11 protein-coding genes and 1 tRNA gene are annotated in these 16,987 nt (G+C 39.5%); 10 read left to right on the plus strand and 2 right to left on the minus strand.

All coding sequences use genetic code 11. From position 1 onward, the window contains the following. Nucleotides 1–449: 449 nt before the first annotated feature. Entirely contained in the window at nucleotides 450–2,186 is a 1,737-nt protein-coding gene (locus QZ265_RS05490; RefSeq protein ID WP_296404182.1) for a proline--tRNA ligase, read from the minus strand. A 424-nt stretch (nucleotides 2,187–2,610) separates the two neighbouring features. On the opposite strand from QZ265_RS05490, the gene QZ265_RS05495 reads away from it, so the two are divergent. After that, on the plus strand, nucleotides 2,611–3,333 hold the full coding sequence (locus QZ265_RS05495) for a DUF4230 domain-containing protein (protein ID WP_296404184.1): 723 nt from the start codon (nucleotides 2,611–2,613) through the stop codon (nucleotides 3,331–3,333). 71 nt (nucleotides 3,334–3,404) lie between these two features. Here the strand turns inward: QZ265_RS05495 and QZ265_RS05500 are convergent, their stop codons facing one another. Beyond that, nucleotides 3,405–5,021 (minus strand): FAD-binding domain-containing protein, encoded by a 1,617-nt coding sequence (locus tag QZ265_RS05500; RefSeq protein WP_296404186.1) that lies wholly within the window; start codon nucleotides 5,019–5,021, stop codon nucleotides 3,405–3,407. A 110-nt stretch (nucleotides 5,022–5,131) separates the two neighbouring features. Between QZ265_RS05500 and QZ265_RS05505 the strand changes: the two genes are divergently transcribed. From QZ265_RS05505 to QZ265_RS05545, 9 genes are all read left to right on the plus strand, one after another. Further along, nucleotides 5,132–5,779 carry a phosphoribosylanthranilate isomerase gene (locus tag QZ265_RS05505; RefSeq protein ID WP_296404187.1) on the plus strand — a complete coding sequence of 216 codons (648 nt, stop codon included), beginning with the start codon at nucleotides 5,132–5,134 and terminating at the stop codon, nucleotides 5,777–5,779. A gap of 245 nt (nucleotides 5,780–6,024) precedes the next feature. Further along, on the plus strand, nucleotides 6,025–7,272 hold the full coding sequence (gene trpB / locus QZ265_RS05510) for a tryptophan synthase subunit beta (protein ID WP_296404189.1): 1,248 nt from the start codon (nucleotides 6,025–6,027) through the stop codon (nucleotides 7,270–7,272). Nucleotides 7,273–7,350: 78 nt separating this feature from the next. Continuing rightward, entirely contained in the window at nucleotides 7,351–8,175 is an 825-nt protein-coding gene (gene trpA, locus QZ265_RS05515; protein ID WP_296404191.1) for a tryptophan synthase subunit alpha, read from the plus strand. A gap of 171 nt (nucleotides 8,176–8,346) precedes the next feature. Then, on the plus strand, nucleotides 8,347–9,207 hold the full coding sequence (accD, locus tag QZ265_RS05520; RefSeq protein ID WP_296404198.1) for an acetyl-CoA carboxylase, carboxyltransferase subunit beta: 861 nt from the start codon (nucleotides 8,347–8,349) through the stop codon (nucleotides 9,205–9,207). Between the two features lie 178 nt (nucleotides 9,208–9,385). After that, nucleotides 9,386–10,684, plus strand: a complete 1,299-nt coding sequence (gene folC / locus QZ265_RS05525; RefSeq protein WP_296404200.1) for a bifunctional tetrahydrofolate synthase/dihydrofolate synthase — start codon at nucleotides 9,386–9,388, stop codon at nucleotides 10,682–10,684. A 400-nt stretch (nucleotides 10,685–11,084) separates the two neighbouring features. Then, nucleotides 11,085–12,686 carry a TolC family protein gene (locus tag QZ265_RS05530; protein WP_296404192.1) on the plus strand — a complete coding sequence of 534 codons (1,602 nt, stop codon included), beginning with the start codon at nucleotides 11,085–11,087 and terminating at the stop codon, nucleotides 12,684–12,686. A 75-nt stretch (nucleotides 12,687–12,761) separates the two neighbouring features. Then, nucleotides 12,762–15,431 carry a type I secretion system permease/ATPase gene (locus tag QZ265_RS05535; RefSeq protein WP_296404194.1) on the plus strand — a complete coding sequence of 890 codons (2,670 nt, stop codon included), beginning with the start codon at nucleotides 12,762–12,764 and terminating at the stop codon, nucleotides 15,429–15,431. A gap of 2 nt (nucleotides 15,432–15,433) precedes the next feature. Beyond that, the gene (locus tag QZ265_RS05540; protein WP_296404196.1) at nucleotides 15,434–16,603 is read left to right on the plus strand and encodes an HlyD family efflux transporter periplasmic adaptor subunit; all 1,170 of its coding nucleotides are present in this window, start codon (nucleotides 15,434–15,436) and stop codon (nucleotides 16,601–16,603) included. 216 nt (nucleotides 16,604–16,819) lie between these two features. Continuing rightward, nucleotides 16,820–16,895 (plus strand) — tRNA-Val (locus QZ265_RS05545). The last annotated feature ends 92 nt before the right edge of the window (nucleotides 16,896–16,987 follow it).

The raw sequence follows: 16,987 nt of genomic DNA on the forward strand, positions 1-16,987 counted from the left end.
CTATAATAGCAAATTGCATAATCACCTCAGTTTATTAAGTATTTTGTATTCATTAACTTTCATGAATTGGCGGATGATGAATAGTTTGATTTGATTGATATTGTCATCATTTTATTTTTACAGATTTAGTCATACTCGTTAAGTCATTAACATAAAAAAATCTGCATGTTAGAAATAAATGGGCAATAATTATACCTCTAAATACCTTTAATTAAAAAAATATTGTCGATAGTTACAATTCATAATATTAACGAATAATAGTTTTTTTGATAAAAATTGTACTGTCTATACGGTAGGCTTCATGAGTAGAGCAGCATATAAAACCCACTAAAAAAGAACCTCGATCATTGATTTAGAACCCTTAACAATGTGACACAGTTGGGACTAAAAACGAGATAGAGGTTCTTATTTAACTCAATAAAATCTGCTTATTAAAAAAACTCCAATGACTAACCGTTGTTAACTATCTTAGAGATGACTTCATCTCGACTAAGCAAAAGCTTTTCACCATCGCGGCGATTGACATATTCATATTTTTCCTCGCTTAAGTTACGGTCAGAAACAATAATACGATGCGGGATACCAATAAGCTCAAGATCAGCAAACTTCACACCAGGTCTCTCATTTCGATCATCAATAATGACATTATAACCTTTAGCTTTTAGCTCTTGGTATAAAGCTTCAGCAACCATCGTTACTGTTTCTTCTTTTGACTTCATCGGTACAATGGCAATATCAAATGGGGCAATAGAGTCTTGAATATCGGGAGTTTTAGCCCAGATAATACCGTTATCATCATGATTCTGCTCAATAGCAGCTGCAATAATACGGCTGACACCGATACCATAACAGCCCATAGTTAATGTTACCGGCTTGCCGTCTTCACCCATAACTGTACAATTTAAAGCTTTAGAATATTTATTGCCAAGCTGAAAAATATGACCCACTTCTATGCCACGTTTGATACTTAAAGTGCCTTTGCCATCTGGAGACGGATCACCTTCAACAACGTTACGGATGTCTACCACCGCAGTAATGGTAGCATCACGATCCCAGTTCATACCTGTAGTATGCATATCATATTCATTGGCACCTGACACAAAGTCGCTCATGGCTGCAGCGGCTCGGTCTACATAAACAGGTATGTCTAAATCCACACCTATATAGCCTTTTTTCAAACCGGCAGCTTTTAATTCTTCTTCAGTAGCAAAAGTCAGTGGTGTGGCCACTTCAGCAATTTTTTCCGCTTTAATCTCATTAAGCGTATGATCACCACGAACCACTAATGCCACCAAATGTTCATCGCCTTCAGAGCCATCTTCATTAATACAATGACCTTTGACAATTAACGTTTTAACAGTAGTATTAAGTGGAATATTCAAGAACTTAGCCAAGTCTTCATTGGTTTGAATCTTGGGGGTGTCTACGTTTGTACGAGCTTGAGAAGCCGCAGCACGTTCATCATTGCAAACTGCTTCTGCCAACTCAACGTTTGCCGCATAATCTGAACCGTCTGAGAAGGCAATAGCATCTTCACCACTGCCAGCCAACACATGGAATTCGTGAGAGGCAGAGCCACCAATTGAACCTGTATCTGCCAATACCGCACGGAAATTTAAACCTAGTCGTTGAAAAATGCGAGTATAGGCATCATACATCTGTTGATAGGTTACCTCTAATGAAGCTTGATCAATATGGAAAGAATAAGCATCTTTCATAGTAAATTCGCGAGCTCGCATAATACCAAAGCGAGGGCGAATTTCATCACGGAATTTACTTTGAATTTGAAAAAAAGTAACTGGTAACTGTTTATAGCTGCGTAATTCGCCACGTGCTAAATCAGTGATGACTTCTTCGTGAGTAGGGCCTAGTACGAAGTCACGATTATGTCTGTCAGTGAATCGGAGCAGTTCGGGGCCATAATCTTCAAAGCGTCCTGACTCCTGCCACAGTTCAGCCGGCTGAGTCATAGGCATAAGTACTTCTTGTGCGCCAATATTTCCCATCTCTTCACGCACAATTTTTTCAACTTTTTGCAACACCTTCAGCCCCATAGGTAACCAAACATATAGACCTGAAGCTAGCTTACGAATAAGGCCGGCACGCACCATAAGTTGGCTCGATACGATATCCGCATCGCTTGGGTTTTCTTTTAGGGTAGCAAATAAAAACTGGCTGGCTCTCATAACTGACTCGACTTTACTCAATATAGTTCAAGGATTGTTAACGATAACATTAACTGCAACAAAACTAAAAAATTAATCAATACAATAAAAGCACCTTAAGTAAAACCCCTTAAATTAACTTTATAAAGTAATCAAATAAAGTAATAAAATGGATGCTACGATGCAAATGAAATAAGTGCAAATTATTCGCTTTAACCTGCCTATGTTAGGTAAACTCGACGACTGACGCAATCACTTTTTTAATTGTCAGTATATTTAATGTGAGATTCATGTCTTTTAGGACGGTATTTAAGTTGAAAAAATTTACTTTAATACTTAATTGAAGCAGACATTAGTGTGCTTATTGGATATAGTAAGACTCAAGCAACACTAGGCTTACAATGATTCTATAACGTTAACTATTATAACCTGATGATGGCTTATTATGAATAATAAAACACAAAACACTGTCCAAACCAATCGAGTGTGGCTGAAGCTAATCTTCATGCTCATTTTGATTTTATTGAGCGTTTTGTTATGGCAACAGTTCTTTAAAGACAAGACGCCTCAAATCCAAACGGTAAGTCGTGAAGGTGTTGTTAGTAAAATTCAGCAGTTAAATCGGTTAGAAACGGTTGCCTATAATGTTGATACCGTAATTACTAGCGAGCAACAAGGTAGCTGGCAACGTTTATGGCAGGATGAGCAAAAAGGCTTGTTTATCGCACGGGGACGCGTAGTAGCTGGGGTAGATTTAAGTGAACTCAGTCCAGAAATGGTGCGAGTTACTGAGCCTACTCAAGCACAAATTGAGGCGGCAAAGGCTGAAGCAGCAGCCCATGGTAATGAAGACAAACCTATTACGCTCATGCCCAATTTAATGATTACCTTACCGCCTGCACAAATTTTTACGGTTTACTTAGATGATATTGAAGTTTACGATTGGCAATCAGGTGGCTTCTTTGGAATGGGTAAAGCCGAACCTGAAATTTTAGCTCAAGCTCAAGCAAGCGCCAAAAAAGAAGTGTTAAAACGTGCCTGTGCTGATGGTGTAATGCAGCAGGCTGAAACCAATGCCAAAAAAGAAATGCAGCATTTATTTGCAATGACAGGTGCCAAAGTCAGTGTGAACACTCAAGGTGCTGGCGCTTGTCAACCTATAAATTAAATTATAGCGATACAAGCATTATAAGTATTTAAGTGAGGGGCTTACTAACTCTTACTATCATATAAATGTTTTCACTGTTGTTTAAACTGTTGAATGGCATAAAGGCGGGCTTGTTTATGCTCTACCATAGGTTGAGGGTAGTCAACATTGGCAAATTTGCCCTTAGTACTTAAGGCTTGTCTAAGTTTTGCCTCATCATGCAATATTGTGGGAGGCATGTCTCTAAGCTCTGGAAGCCAAGTTTTAATAAAAATAGCTTTTTCATCATGCGTCTTAGCTTGGCTAAACGGATTCATAATTCGAAAATAAGGCGACGCATCAACCCCTGTGGAGGCACTCCATTGCCATCCTCCATTATTTGACGCAAAATCGCCGTCTATAAGATGCTGCATAAAGTAGCGTTCACCCAGTCTCCAATCAATTAACAAATCTTTGGTCAAAAACATCGCTGTTACCATGCGTAGTCTATTGTGCATAAAGCCAGTCGCATTAAGACAACGCATCGCTGCATCCACTAAAGGTACACCAGTTCTGCCTTCACACCATTTTTTGAAGTCATCATTATCGTAAGACCACTCAACTTTTTTATCTGTAACTATTTTATAAGCGCTACCTTTTAAGATGTCGGGGCGATAACTGATGACATGCCGATAGAAATCACGCCAAGCCAGCTCACTAATCCAGCGTTCGATATCGGTCTGGGAAGTTTCTGATTCTCCCTTTGTATTTGCTTGATTGAACGCATTAAGCAATTTATTCGCCTGATGATAACACACTCGTGCGCTAATACTACCGACAGTTAAATACGCTGACATTTGGCTGGTAGCCATTAACGCAGGTTTATCTCGAGCAGTATTGTAGTTAACAATATCTTCTTTGACGAACTCTTTAAGTCGCTTTTGTGCTTGGCTTTCGCCTGCCGGATAATCTTCATAAGTATTTTTAAGTATAGCGTCAACAGTAGATTGTTTTATTCCATAATATAGCTTAAATAGCTCAATGGTTTGCTCATGGTAGCTATCAATGGTTTTTAATAGCATCTTTAAATGTTCATCGTCACTTGATGTAGCTGTCTTATTTATTGCAACGGGAACAGGATATACTTGAACAGGACTTGCCTCTAAAATAGACTGCCACTTTTTATAAAAAGGGGTGAAGACTTTGTACATAGAATCATCGCCAGTCTTAATCGTGTTCGGGGTTAAGATACATTGATCATGATAGCGGTTGAATTTTATGTTATGTTTATCAAGCAGCTTATCTAATAGGCTGTCTCTTGCCTGTTCATTACTTTCATATTCGATATTGGCAAAGACATGGGTGATAGACTGCGTAGTACATAGCTCTTTAATAGCTGTAACGCTATTAGTAAAAGTATCTGAGTTTATAATTTTTAAGGGTATACCTAACTTGATAAATAAGGTTGTGGCGAGTTGCTTTAAGGTTCTAAAAATAAAGTCCATTTGCACCAATGACATATCATGCTCAAGCCATTGCTTAGGCGTTATCGTATATACGGCTAAAATTGGTGGTACTGATTCATTAATGTCGTTGCTTAATATTTGGTTAACGTCATCAAATAACATAGTTAAAGCAGTATTATCATGGACACGTAGGTCACGTCGAAACCACATCAAATATTTTTTTGGTTTAATAATTGGTTCAATAGTAGGCACATAAGACGTCATAAACTAACCTTCAGCGAGTAATGCTAATAATGATTCAATATATGCTAGGATAAGCAGTATTTAGCTGACTGACTTTAGTAAAAATGTTGTTTTAAGGATTTTATAAAATTATGCAGGTCAAATTTTGTGGATTTACACGCCTTGAGGATATTAAAAATGCGGTTATGCTTGGCGCAGATGCGTTAGGCTTTGTATTTTATCCACCGAGTCCACGAGCCATTACCTCTGAGCATGCCAAAGAACTCACTAAGCATGTACCTGCGTTTGTCAGCGTCGTCGCTTTGGTTGTCAATATGGGGGAGGAAGAGCTGGTCGAATTGGCGGCTACTGTGCCGTTTGATGTGATTCAGTTTCACGGTGATGAGACTGCCGAGGAGTGCCAACAGTTAGCCAGTAAGGTAAATAAACGTTGGATTAAAGCGCTGCGTATTGGTAAAGCTTCCAAGGAGTTGCAAGAGTTAGACAGCATTAACGCTAAAATAAATGATTATGCTGAGGCTGGTGCCAGCAGTATATTGCTCGATGCCTATCATAAAGATAGTTATGGTGGCACGGGTGAGCGTTTTGATTGGTCACTTATTCCAAATAATGCAAGCTTGCCTATTATTCTTGCAGGGGGATTAACACCTGATAATGTTAGCGATACGCTTAATCTGCCCATTCAAGCGGTAGATGTTAGTGGGGGTATTGAGTCGGCTAAAGGTGTTAAAGATTCATCTAAAATGAAAGCTTTTATTAAGGCAATCAAATATTATTAGGTTTAAGTTTATTGTAATAACTTAATAGCTATTAAATAAAGTTTGCTAAGAGTGTCTTGGCAGAAATAAATTAACCGTAAAAAGTTTACCAAACCTAAATTTCACTTTGAGTGTTAAACTCTTATAATGATCGCATTTGCTATTTAATTAAAATAGCTACTAAATATAAATAGCTACTAAATATAAATAGCCACCTTTACCTTTTTATAACACCTTACCGCTTATCTTGATTAGAGTGAATATCTATGAACAATTTTGACAACGTACTGCACAACGATGAAGTAGAGAATATAGACAATTTTAATCAATATCCTGATGCCAGTGGCCATTTTGGTATCCACGGTGGCCGATTTGTTTCCGAAACGCTAATGGCGGCGTTAGAAGAGCTTGAGACGCTATACTATCAAGTGAAGCAAGATCCCAAGTTTTGGGAAGAGTATCACAATGATTTGGTCAACTATGTGGGTCGTCCGACGCCGTTGTATCATGCCAAGCGGCTCAGTGATGAGATTGGCGGGGCGCAGATTTATTTTAAGCGTGAAGACTTAAACCATACGGGCGCGCATAAAGTCAACAATACCATTGGGCAGGCATTACTCGCCAAAATGTCAGGTAAGAAGCGTATTATCGCAGAGACTGGCGCCGGCCAACATGGCGTGGCAACAGCGACCATTGCCGCGCGTTTGGGTCTTGAGTGTATTGTTTATATGGGCGCCGATGATGTAGAGCGCCAAAAAATGAACGTGTATCGTATGCGTTTGCTTGGCACTAAGGTTGTACCAGTAACCTCGGGCTCCCGCACTCTAAAAGATGCAATGAATGAGGCGATGCGCGATTGGGTCACCAATGTTGATACCACGTACTATATTATCGGTACTTGCGCTGGTCCGCATCCGTATCCATTATTGGTTCGTGATTTTCAAGCGATTATCGGCAAAGAGGCGCGTATTCAGCATTTAGAAAAGACAGGTAAATTACCTGACGCTTTAGTGGCTTGCGTAGGTGGTGGCTCGAATGCGATTGGTCTATTTTATGATTTCCTAAATGATAAAGATGTCAAAATCTATGGTGTTGAAGCCACAGGTGATGGCTTAGATACCGATCGCCATTCAGCGCCATTGGCCAAAGGCCGAGTAGGGGTGCTACATGGTAACCGTACTTATTTGATGGCGGATGATGAAGGTCAGATTCTTGAGACGCATTCAATTTCAGCTGGACTAGACTATCCAGGTGTGGGTCCTGAGCATAGCTTCTTAAAAGATATTAAGCGTGTCGAGTATGTTGGTTGTACCGATAAACAGGCGCTTGAGGGCTTCCATGAAGTAACGCATAAAGAAGGCATTATTCCTGCGTTAGAATCGGCACATGCGGTATATTATGGCTTACAGCTTGCAAAAACCATGACCCCTGAGCAGTCAATTATCGTCAATATGTCGGGACGTGGCGATAAAGATTTGCATTCTGTGATGCAGGCCGAAGGGATTGAGCTTTAGCATTGGTTAGCCAAATATGACACTAAATGAAACTACAAGTCAGTTAATATCTAAAAAAGTATTTATTAAGGGAATAGTATGACCCGAATTGAAACCACATTTGAAATTTTAAAACAGCAAAATAAAAAAGCCTTAATCCCTTATGTTATGGCAGGCGACCCAACTGCTGATAGCTTTGTCGGAGTGCTAAATGACCTAGTCGCTCATGGGGCTGATATGATCGAAGTGGGTCTGCCATTCTCTGATCCTATGGCTGATGGTCCAACCGTTGCTTTGGCTGGCGAGCGAGCTCTGGCAGGTGGAACGAGTACTCATCAAGCTTTAGCAATGGTTAAGAAATTTCGTGAGACAAATAGCTCTACCCCAATCATTTTAATGGGATATTTAAATCCCATTGAAATTATAGGGTATGATGAATTTATTCGTCTATGTGCTGAGTCTGGTGTAGATGGTGTTTTGGTTGTAGATTTGCCACCTGCTGAGTCCGGTAATTTTGTAGAGCGCTTGGCACAACATAATATGAATAAGATTTTCTTATTATCACCAACCACGTTGCCTGAGCGTCGTAAACAAGTTATGACTCATTGTAGTGGCTATATTTACTATGTATCATTAAAAGGGGTTACAGGCTCTGCAAGCATTGATACTTCTGCAGTAGCTGAGCAAGTTAAGGCCATTAAACAAGAAACGGGTTTACCTATTTGTGTAGGATTTGGTATTCGTGATGGGGAGTCTGCTGCTGCTATCGGTCAGAATGCTGATGGGGTAATTGTTGGCAGTGAACTGGTGAAGAACTTTACTGGTTTGGACAGCACGTCCAGTACAGAAGAAATTGCTGCTGCACAAGTCAAGATTATGCAAAAAATGAATGAGCTGCGTCAAGCATTAGATCAATTGGCATAACCAAATCACCTATCGACAATGACATTTTTTTTATATTGATTTAATGTGCCTATGACTACTAATAACAAACTGCCTAAGACTAAAACTGCTGAAAAATCTGCTGACTGCGCCTTTAAAGATAGCAGTTTTAAAGATGGTGGGTTTAAACCAGAAAGTACCTCAGCTGGTGAAATGCTGCAATCAAACACCTGGCTGTCTCGCCCTGTGCCTAGAGTTAAGCGTCACAGTTTGCCGCAGTTAACTGCGGTGGAAACAGAACCGTCTACGCAGTGTCCCCAATGTCATTCAATGATTACCAATACTGCTTTAATTTTTAATAGCTACGTATGCCCGCATTGTGATCACCATTTAGCGATGACTGCTCGCGAACGTTTGGCAGACTTTCTAGATCAGATTGATAACGAATTAGGACAACAGTTTACCACCGGTGATCCTCTTAAATTTGTAGATAGCAAACCTTATCCTCATCGTATGCTTCAAATGCAGGACAAAACCGGCGAGAGCGAAGCGCTGATTGTGTTTAAAGGCAAACTGCGTGACTTAACTATGGTTGCTTGTGCATTTGACTTTCGCTTTATGGGGGGGTCAATGGGATCAGTGGTTGGCGATCGTTTTGTTGAGGCGGCTGAGCTAGCCTTGGAGCATAAGATACCACTGGTATGTTTTGCAGCATCTGGTGGTGCTAGAATGCAAGAAGGCGTATTGTCATTAATGCAGATGGCGCGAACCGGAGCTGCCATAGAGAGATTACGTTTGGCAGGGGTGCCCTACATGGTGGTTCTTACTAACCCTGTTTATGGCGGAGTAACTGCATCATTGGCTATGCTTGGTGATATCCATATTGCAGAGCCAAAAGCCATGATTGGATTTGCTGGCAAGCGGGTTATTGAACAGACGGTTCGCGAAACCTTAGAAGAGCCGTTTCAACGTGCAGAGTATTTATTAGAACATGGCGTGATTGACCAAGTGGTTCATCGTCATCAACTTAATGATACGGTATATCGTTTATTGGCCAAGCTTATGCATATTTAAGTTTTTAATTATTATTTGATAAATTTAACATATCCTTAACTGGCTTTTCTACTCGTTGAGAGACATCGTGACTAATAAATCTTTAGATAACAACCAATTTGACAATAACCTTTTAGACAATAGCTCACTAAACAATAAATTAGCTTCTCAGAATCTTAATCCTCCCACACCTGAAACTATTCCAAACCAATCCAGTCCTCTATCAGACTGGATTTATTATATGCAGCAGATTCATGTCACCGCAATAGATATGGGTTTGTCTCGAGTAATGCCTGTAGCAAACTATTTAGGGTTGGTGCAATCTGCTAAAGATGATGCTTACGTATTTACAGTTGCAGGAACCAATGGCAAAGGGTCTACCACAGCTGTTATCAGTGAAATTTGTCAACAAGCGGGTTATAAAACTGCGCTTTACCAATCGCCCCATTTAATAGACTTTAATGAGCGAGTGCGCATTAATGGTCATCCAGTGGGCGATGAGGTATTAATTGATGCTTTTTATAAAGTAGAGCAAGCAAGATTGGTCTGTGAGTTGACCTTGTCTTTCTTCGAGATGACCACGTTGGCTGCCATGCTAATTTTTGCTGAAGCTGATTGTGATGTGTGGGTATTAGAGGTTGGTCTGGGTGGCCGCTTGGATGTGGTGAATATTGTTAATCCAGACTTAGCTGTTATTACCAATATTGATATCGATCATGTAGACTGGCTAGGAGATAACCGAGAGAAAATTGGCTATGAAAAAGCGGGAATTTTGCGTGAAAACATACCTTTAGTCTATGGTGATAGCGACATGCCGCGCTCTGTGCTCACCAAAATTCAAGAGTTAAATTGTCCCTATTATCAAGTGGGTAAAGATTACGATTTTGTCGAGCAAGATAAAGAATGGCAGTTTAGTAGTGCTGCTATTACTTTACAACTGCCAAAACCCAAACTTTCATTAATTAACAGCGTTAATGCAATAGCAGCTTTACTCGCTAGTAAGTTAATCATTAGCCCTGAGCATATTAATGCTGGTTTAAAAGCTGTCAAACTTGATGGACGTTTTGACGCTAGACAATTTGCTGGACGGCATTGGTTGTTCGATGTGGCGCACAATGAGCGTGGCATGGAATTTTTATTAAATCAATTTAAACCGTTTTGGCAACAACATAAAATACTTTATCCCAAAGCTGAATTACATATTATCTTTTCTATGCTGGCTGATAAAGATATAGAGCAGGTGGTTAAACTTGTTGTTGACACACAACTGCCTATTAAAACTTGGCATATAGCTCAGATAGATCATCCTAGAGCAGCGTCAACCGAACAGATTTTGGTCATATTACAACATAACCAGCAGCACAATGTTGTCAACTACGACAATTTGGCTACTATTAGTGCTAAGGTTATTGAAGATTCAAGTGAGCAAGACCTAATTTTGGTTTGTGGATCATTCCATACCATAGGAGAGGTTTTGCAGCCGTTACTCAAAAACTAAAAGTTCTTTATTAAAGTATTTGATTTTGAGCATAATAAAACTTGAACAATTTCAAAGCTCATTCTATTTAATGTTAATTTTATGCGAATTATACATTGACTAAATGAATGATCAACAGGCTATTATATTTAAAAAATCGTATTAATAACGCTAAATTCGGAATATAATCAACTCAATTTAATAATCAAATTAATATTGGAACTATGATTTATACTAACATTAATTGTAAATAAGAGTTAAAGATTAATGACTGCATGTACTCATAATGTAGTATTATTGCAATATAATTCCTTATATTAACAATGCATTTAATTCTGCATTATTGGTTTTAATGACATACGATTCTTTATTATTAATACCTCATAGTCGCATTATCCTTCATACAATAAGTTAATAAATTATGATGTCTAGCTATAAAAAAAATAAACTAATTTTGGCTTTGAGTCTATTAATTGGTTACAGTCTGCCTGCTCAATCTAGCACAGTAGTAACTGATGTTCAGATCAATTCACTTATTTCTCAGGCCATTGAGACGCATCCCTTAGTGGGCTCTGCAAGAGCCGAGCAACAGGCCACAATTGAAGGCATAAATGCGGCTAAGCTTAACTTATTACCCACACCAAGCTTTACTACTAGCTATGGTAGTAATAACGATATGGTATCTGAAGTGGGGATTCGTCAACCGTTGTGGACGGGTGGTAAATTGACGGCGAATGTCAATCAAGCCATATTCGATGATAAAGCGGCTACAGAAAATATTTATGCTCAGCAAAACCAAGTGGCTAAAACCACTATTCAAGCTTGGCAGACTTATATTGCTGCTGTAGCACAGCAAAGAGTTTATCTTGAAACCATTACACAACTGCGTAAGTTTGAAGAGATGATGCAGCGCCGAGTCAGTCAAGGGGTTTCAGCCCGTATTGAATTAGACTTGGTCACCAACCGTATTTTACAAGAAACCAATGCCTATGAAGCGGCAAAAGAACAACAGCATATCGCAGAAGCTCGCTTGCAACAAATTACGGGTCAACCCTTACCTCGTGGCAGTGAAAATAGTATACCGCAGCTAAATGTTTTAGTAGATCAGGTAAAATTAGCTTCTGCAGGGTTTGAAAAATTGGCTTTTAATGAAGCCAGTTTTTATAACCCTAATGTGGTAAAAGAGTTTTACCAAATCGAATCTGCTAAGCAAGAAGTTAAAGCACAGAGTGCTAGCAAATTTCCAGTGGTTTATGCTGAATATAAACACACCTATGACCATGATACCAATAAAGATAATGGTCAATTTTATGTCGGCTTAAATTATCAACCTGGTGCTGGATTTTCAAACCTTGCTTTGACCCGAGCTTCAGAAGCGCGTGTAAACAGTTTGATTCAGAACAAAGAAGCTGCCCAACGTGATGTAATGGAGAGTATTCAAGTTCAGTACCAGCAATTTGCCAGTGCCAGAAGTCGTGAGTTGTCTTTGGTATCAGCTGTTGCGGGCGCTCAGATTGTACTGGATTCATATCAACGCCAATTTATTGCTGGTCGAAAATCATGGCTTGAGGTTTTAAATGCAGTGCGCGAGTTAAGTGATTATCAAGTTAACTTGGTGCAAACTCGTTCTGATATTCTAGGGGCGTTTTATAAATTGCAAGTAGATTTTAGTCAAATGCCGTGGCAAGTTTACGCCCATAACCGTCAGCCTGTGAAAATGTTTAATGTAAAAGACCCCATAAAAGAATGGGTTAGTGGTAAATACAACAAGAGCCAGAGTCAGCAATTTGGTTATGGAAAACAGCCACAAACACAGGATGAATATATCCAATTGAATCTGCCTGCATATGCTGAGCAGCAATTGAATCAAGGGGGTTATATCATGATTGACGATAAAGGCAACCCTATAAATATGACTATTGAAAAGCCAAAGTCAGATACGACTATCGATGATAATACTAAGCCACAAGATCAAGGCGTCGTTGAAACTAAAAAGTCAAATAGCTTAATGACTAATGAATGATCAGTGGCAACAAAAAAATCTAAGTAAAATAGTTTAACTTGCTATTTACGAATAAAAAATTAATAAGTGATAATTATGAGTACTAACCAAAATCAATCAGGCAACTTTGAATCAGATCATATGGGGTCACACCATGAGTTAGTGCCTAGTTTACCTGAACCTTCTGTAGCTAAGTCGTTAGCAGATGCACTACGTCATATTTTGAGTCAACAAGGCTATCCGGTTGATAATATTCGCCTTCAAGATGTTATTAGAAAGCATGATACCCCCAAAGCTGAAGAGGAGGGTAGAGGCGTCAATAGTTTAGGCGGATTCGTTGAAGTAATCAGGGGCTTAGGAATTGAAGAAGCACCAGAAATCCTCGAACAGCCTGACGCAGCCTTTTTACCATTAATGGCCTTCCATGCCCGTTATGGTTGGGGAGTTATCGATGGTAAAAACCCACAAGGGGCTTGGAACCTACGTCAAGAAGAGCAAACTCGCGCTGTTACTTTAAATGAATTAAAGCTAGTGATGCGTTTGCGTTTAAAAGAAGATCACGTCAAAAAGCGCAATGCTACTTTTACTCAGTTATTAAAAAAAGACCTAGTAAGTTATAAAGGGGTAGTCATTGAAGCAGTGATTGCTTCTTTCTTAATTAACTTTTTGGCTTTGGCGGTTTCTTTATTTTCAATGCAGGTTTATGACCGCGTAATTCCTACCAGAAGCGAATATACCCTAATTATTCTAGCCAGCGGTGTGGCCCTGATCATCATCTTTGAAGCATTGATGAAGTTTGCTCGTTCAAAGATTATGGACAAGGTTGTGATTGGTTTGGATCAATATTTGTCACGGGAAGTCTTTCAAAGATTATTAAAAGTACGTATTGATCAGATGCCAGGCTCGGTAGGGTCTATGGCAGCCCAGTTAAGAGGGTACGAGCAAGTACGTAGCTTTTTTACTGCTAGCACCTTATTTGGCATGGTCGATTTGCCCATGACTATTATCTTTATTGTGCTTATTGCTTATATTGCTTCGCCACTAGTGGCCATGGTTCCTATCTTAGCAGCCATTATTGCTATCGCTATGGGATTGACCGCCCGTAAAAAGATTGATGCCATTGCAGCTGAAGGGGCTTCCGCTTCTTATTATAAAACAGGTCTATTGGTAGAAACTGTTGAAGGTGTCGAAACCATTAAAGCAGGGGCAGGAAGCTGGAAGTTCTTATCTCGCTGGTTAGATGTAATGAACGTTACTATTAAAAATGACTTGAACATGAAGCATGCCAATGACTACTTAAGTTATTCAGCGCAAATGCTACAGCAAGTTAGTTATGTAGGGATTGTTATTGTCGGCTCATTTGTAGTAATGAAGGGCGATATGACTATGGGTGGATTGATTGCTTCATCCATTCTAGGTGGGCGGGTATTGGCTCCAGTGATGTCTATTCCTAACCTATTAGTCCAATATTCTCATGCAAAAGCTGCTAAGAGTATGATTGAGTCTATCTTTGCGCTTGAACAAGATAACCACGGCGTGAACTATCCTTTATCACCAACTAAGATACGCGGGCATTATCAAGTTGATGACATGGTATTTAACTATGTTGGCAATGATCGACCTGCTGTAATGATAAAAAGTTTGATCATACGTCCAGGCGAGCGAATCGCAATTTTAGGACCAATCGGTTCAGGAAAATCAACTTTACTGAAACTGCTTTCTGGTTTATATGCTCCAACTTCTGGTCGTATTTTATTAGACGGGTTAGATGTTCAACAAATTAGTCGTGAATCTTTAAGTGAGCAAGTTGGGTATTTACAACAAGATCATCGCTTATTTCAAGGTACGTTGCGAGAGAATTTATTAATTGGTATGCCAGCTCCTACAGATGATGTACTACACGATGCCTTACAAAAAACTGGTTTAATTAATCTAGTGGCCAACCATTCTAGCGGTTTAGATTTACCAATTAGTGAAGGTGGAAGAGGCTTATCTGGAGGTCAAAAGCAGCTAGTAGCCTTTACTCGTTTATTGCTAACAAAACCTTCGGTACTGCTTATTGATGAGCCAACTGCTTCTATGGACAATCGTCAAGAACAGCGCTGTATACAAGTTTTGCGTAATGAACTTCAGCAAGGTCAAACTTTAGTAGTATCTACTCATAAAACAGCCCTATTGGATTTGGTAGACCGTTTAATAATCATGGATAATCATCAAATCGTGATGGATGGTGCCAAAGACGCTGTTCTTAAACAGCTTATGCAAAATGAACAAGCTAAGAAACAAGGTGGTCCTGATAGAGTAGCACAGCAACAAGCTCCAAAAGCTGCTATTGAAGCAAGTTCTAGCAATCCTAATGACCCTCAAAATCCTCAAGCACCACAAAATCCTCAAGCACCACAAAGTCCTCAGGCTCCGCAAAACCCTATTACCCCTCAAGCTCAATCAAATGAGGTACAGGGATTTGTAAATAACAATAATCTTAATAGCAATAATCCAAATAGCATTAATCAAAATCCACAGAGCAGTAGTGAAAATAGTTCACAAAATAAAACCATAACTACTGCTAATGCTAAGCCCAAAATAATTATCAAACCAGCTTCAGAACATACCGGTAATGAGTCTAACGTGACTGAATCTATAGCAGATGTTGAAGCAAAAACTGCTGCAACGTCTGCTGTAAATACTGGAGCGGGTCAAAATAAGCCATTAGTACAGGCCAAACCCGAAACCATTATCATTAACCCCACATCTGAAGAGAAATAGGCATGTCAGAATATCAATATACACCCACAAAGCCTAAAGTTGGCCGTGCTCGTCTCACTATCTGGATTGCCCTAATTGGGATTAGTATCTTGTTGGTCTGGGCCTACTTTGCGAAAATTGACCAAGTCACTCGAGCCAAAGCGACGGTAATTGCCAGTGCTAGAACCCAGCAAGTGCAAGCGTCAGACGGTGGCGTATTAACTGATATTTTAGTTTCAGAAGGGGATGAGGTTAAAAAAGGACAGTTATTAGTAGTGTTGGAAGAAGAACGTGCTAAAGCTGCATTTGATAGCTCTGCTTCTAAGTCTGCGGCTTTAGAGGCACAGTTAGCACGGTTAAATGCTGAGATCTTCAACCGGCCTTTAACTTTCCCACAAAATGTTCTTAAGTATCCTGAATATGTCGAGAACCAAACTCAACTCTATAACCGTCGTAAACAGGCTATTAATGAAGACGTTTCTTCATTAGAAGATATGTTACTTCTTGCTCAAAAAGAGCTGGATATGAATGAGCCTTTATTACAGTACGGAGATGTGAGTCAGGCGGATGTTATTAAGCTACGACGACAAGTTGCCGATATCAAGGCGCAAATAAATAATAAACGAAATAAATACTTCGAAGATGCTCAGGCCGAAATGACCAAAGCGCAAGAGGATTTGGACTCAGAACTCGAGCAGTTGCGAGATCGTACCCAAGTCCTTCAAGAGAAACGCCTATTGTCTCCTCAAGATGGTAAAGTTAACAACATTAACATTACTACTATTGGTGGTGTAGTTAAGCCTGGTGAAGTGATCATGGAGCTTTTACCAACCAGTAGTGATTTAATTATTGAAGCAAAAGTGAGTCCTGCAGATATTGCATATGTTAAAGAAGGTCAGAAAGCTTCTGTTAAATTAGATGCCTATGATTTCTCAATCTTTGGTGCTATGAATGGAACGGTAACCTATATTAGTCCAGATACGCTTATAGAAACCACACCTAAGGGAGAACAGCCTTATTATCGCGTTCTTATCAAAATTGGTAAAGCAGAGTTTGCTGGTCGTGGTGATGAGATTGTAATCAAGCCGGGTATGACAGCTAGCGTAGATATCAAAGCTATGGAACGCAGTGTCCTGTCTTATCTAACCAAGCCAATCACCAAAACCTTATCTGAAGGCCTAGGTGAACGTTAATAATTTGACTCAAAAACGGATTTAATTAATAGCTGCATTTCACCTATGCAGCTATTATTTAGTTCTTAACAATTACTATTGATGAAATAAATGAATGTCAAACCAGGTATCATTAATAATTTTACTAATTTAGACAATCATGGAATTATTAGAAAATTATTAAAAAAAGGTTTGACACCAAGTATATATTCTATATAATACACATCCACAGAGCGAGGGTGATTAGCTCAGTTGGTAGAGCGTCTGCCTTACACGCAGAATGTCGGCGGTTCGAATCCGTCATCACCCACCACTTTTCTATATTATGAGTAGAGTGTTTAAATCTGTTATACGACCTAAGCAGCGGTAGTTCAGTTGGTTAGAATACCGGCCTGTCACGCCGGG

This window comes from Psychrobacter sp., assembly GCF_018260395.1.
Taxonomy (GTDB): domain Bacteria; phylum Pseudomonadota; class Gammaproteobacteria; order Pseudomonadales; family Moraxellaceae; genus Psychrobacter.

Bases quoted from the DNA above. Each gene is read 5' to 3' on its own strand.
- QZ265_RS05490 (WP_296404182.1), bottom strand. From the start codon at position 2,186: ATGAGAGCCAGCCAGTTTTTATTTGCTACCCTAAAAGAAAACCCAAGC.
- QZ265_RS05495 (WP_296404184.1), top strand. From the start codon at position 2,611: ATGAATAATAAAACACAAAACACTGTCCAAACCAATCGAGTGTGGCTG.
- QZ265_RS05500 (WP_296404186.1), bottom strand. From the start codon at position 5,021: ATGACGTCTTATGTGCCTACTATTGAACCAATTATTAAACCAAAAAAA.
- QZ265_RS05505 (WP_296404187.1), top strand. From the start codon at position 5,132: ATGCAGGTCAAATTTTGTGGATTTACACGCCTTGAGGATATTAAAAAT.
- trpB (WP_296404189.1), top strand. From the start codon at position 6,025: ATGAACAATTTTGACAACGTACTGCACAACGATGAAGTAGAGAATATA.
- trpA (WP_296404191.1), top strand. From the start codon at position 7,351: ATGACCCGAATTGAAACCACATTTGAAATTTTAAAACAGCAAAATAAA.
- accD (WP_296404198.1), top strand. From the start codon at position 8,347: ATGCTGCAATCAAACACCTGGCTGTCTCGCCCTGTGCCTAGAGTTAAG.
- QZ265_RS05530 (WP_296404192.1), top strand. From the start codon at position 11,085: ATGATGTCTAGCTATAAAAAAAATAAACTAATTTTGGCTTTGAGTCTA.
- QZ265_RS05535 (WP_296404194.1), top strand. From the start codon at position 12,762: ATGAGTACTAACCAAAATCAATCAGGCAACTTTGAATCAGATCATATG.
- QZ265_RS05540 (WP_296404196.1), top strand. From the start codon at position 15,434: ATGTCAGAATATCAATATACACCCACAAAGCCTAAAGTTGGCCGTGCT.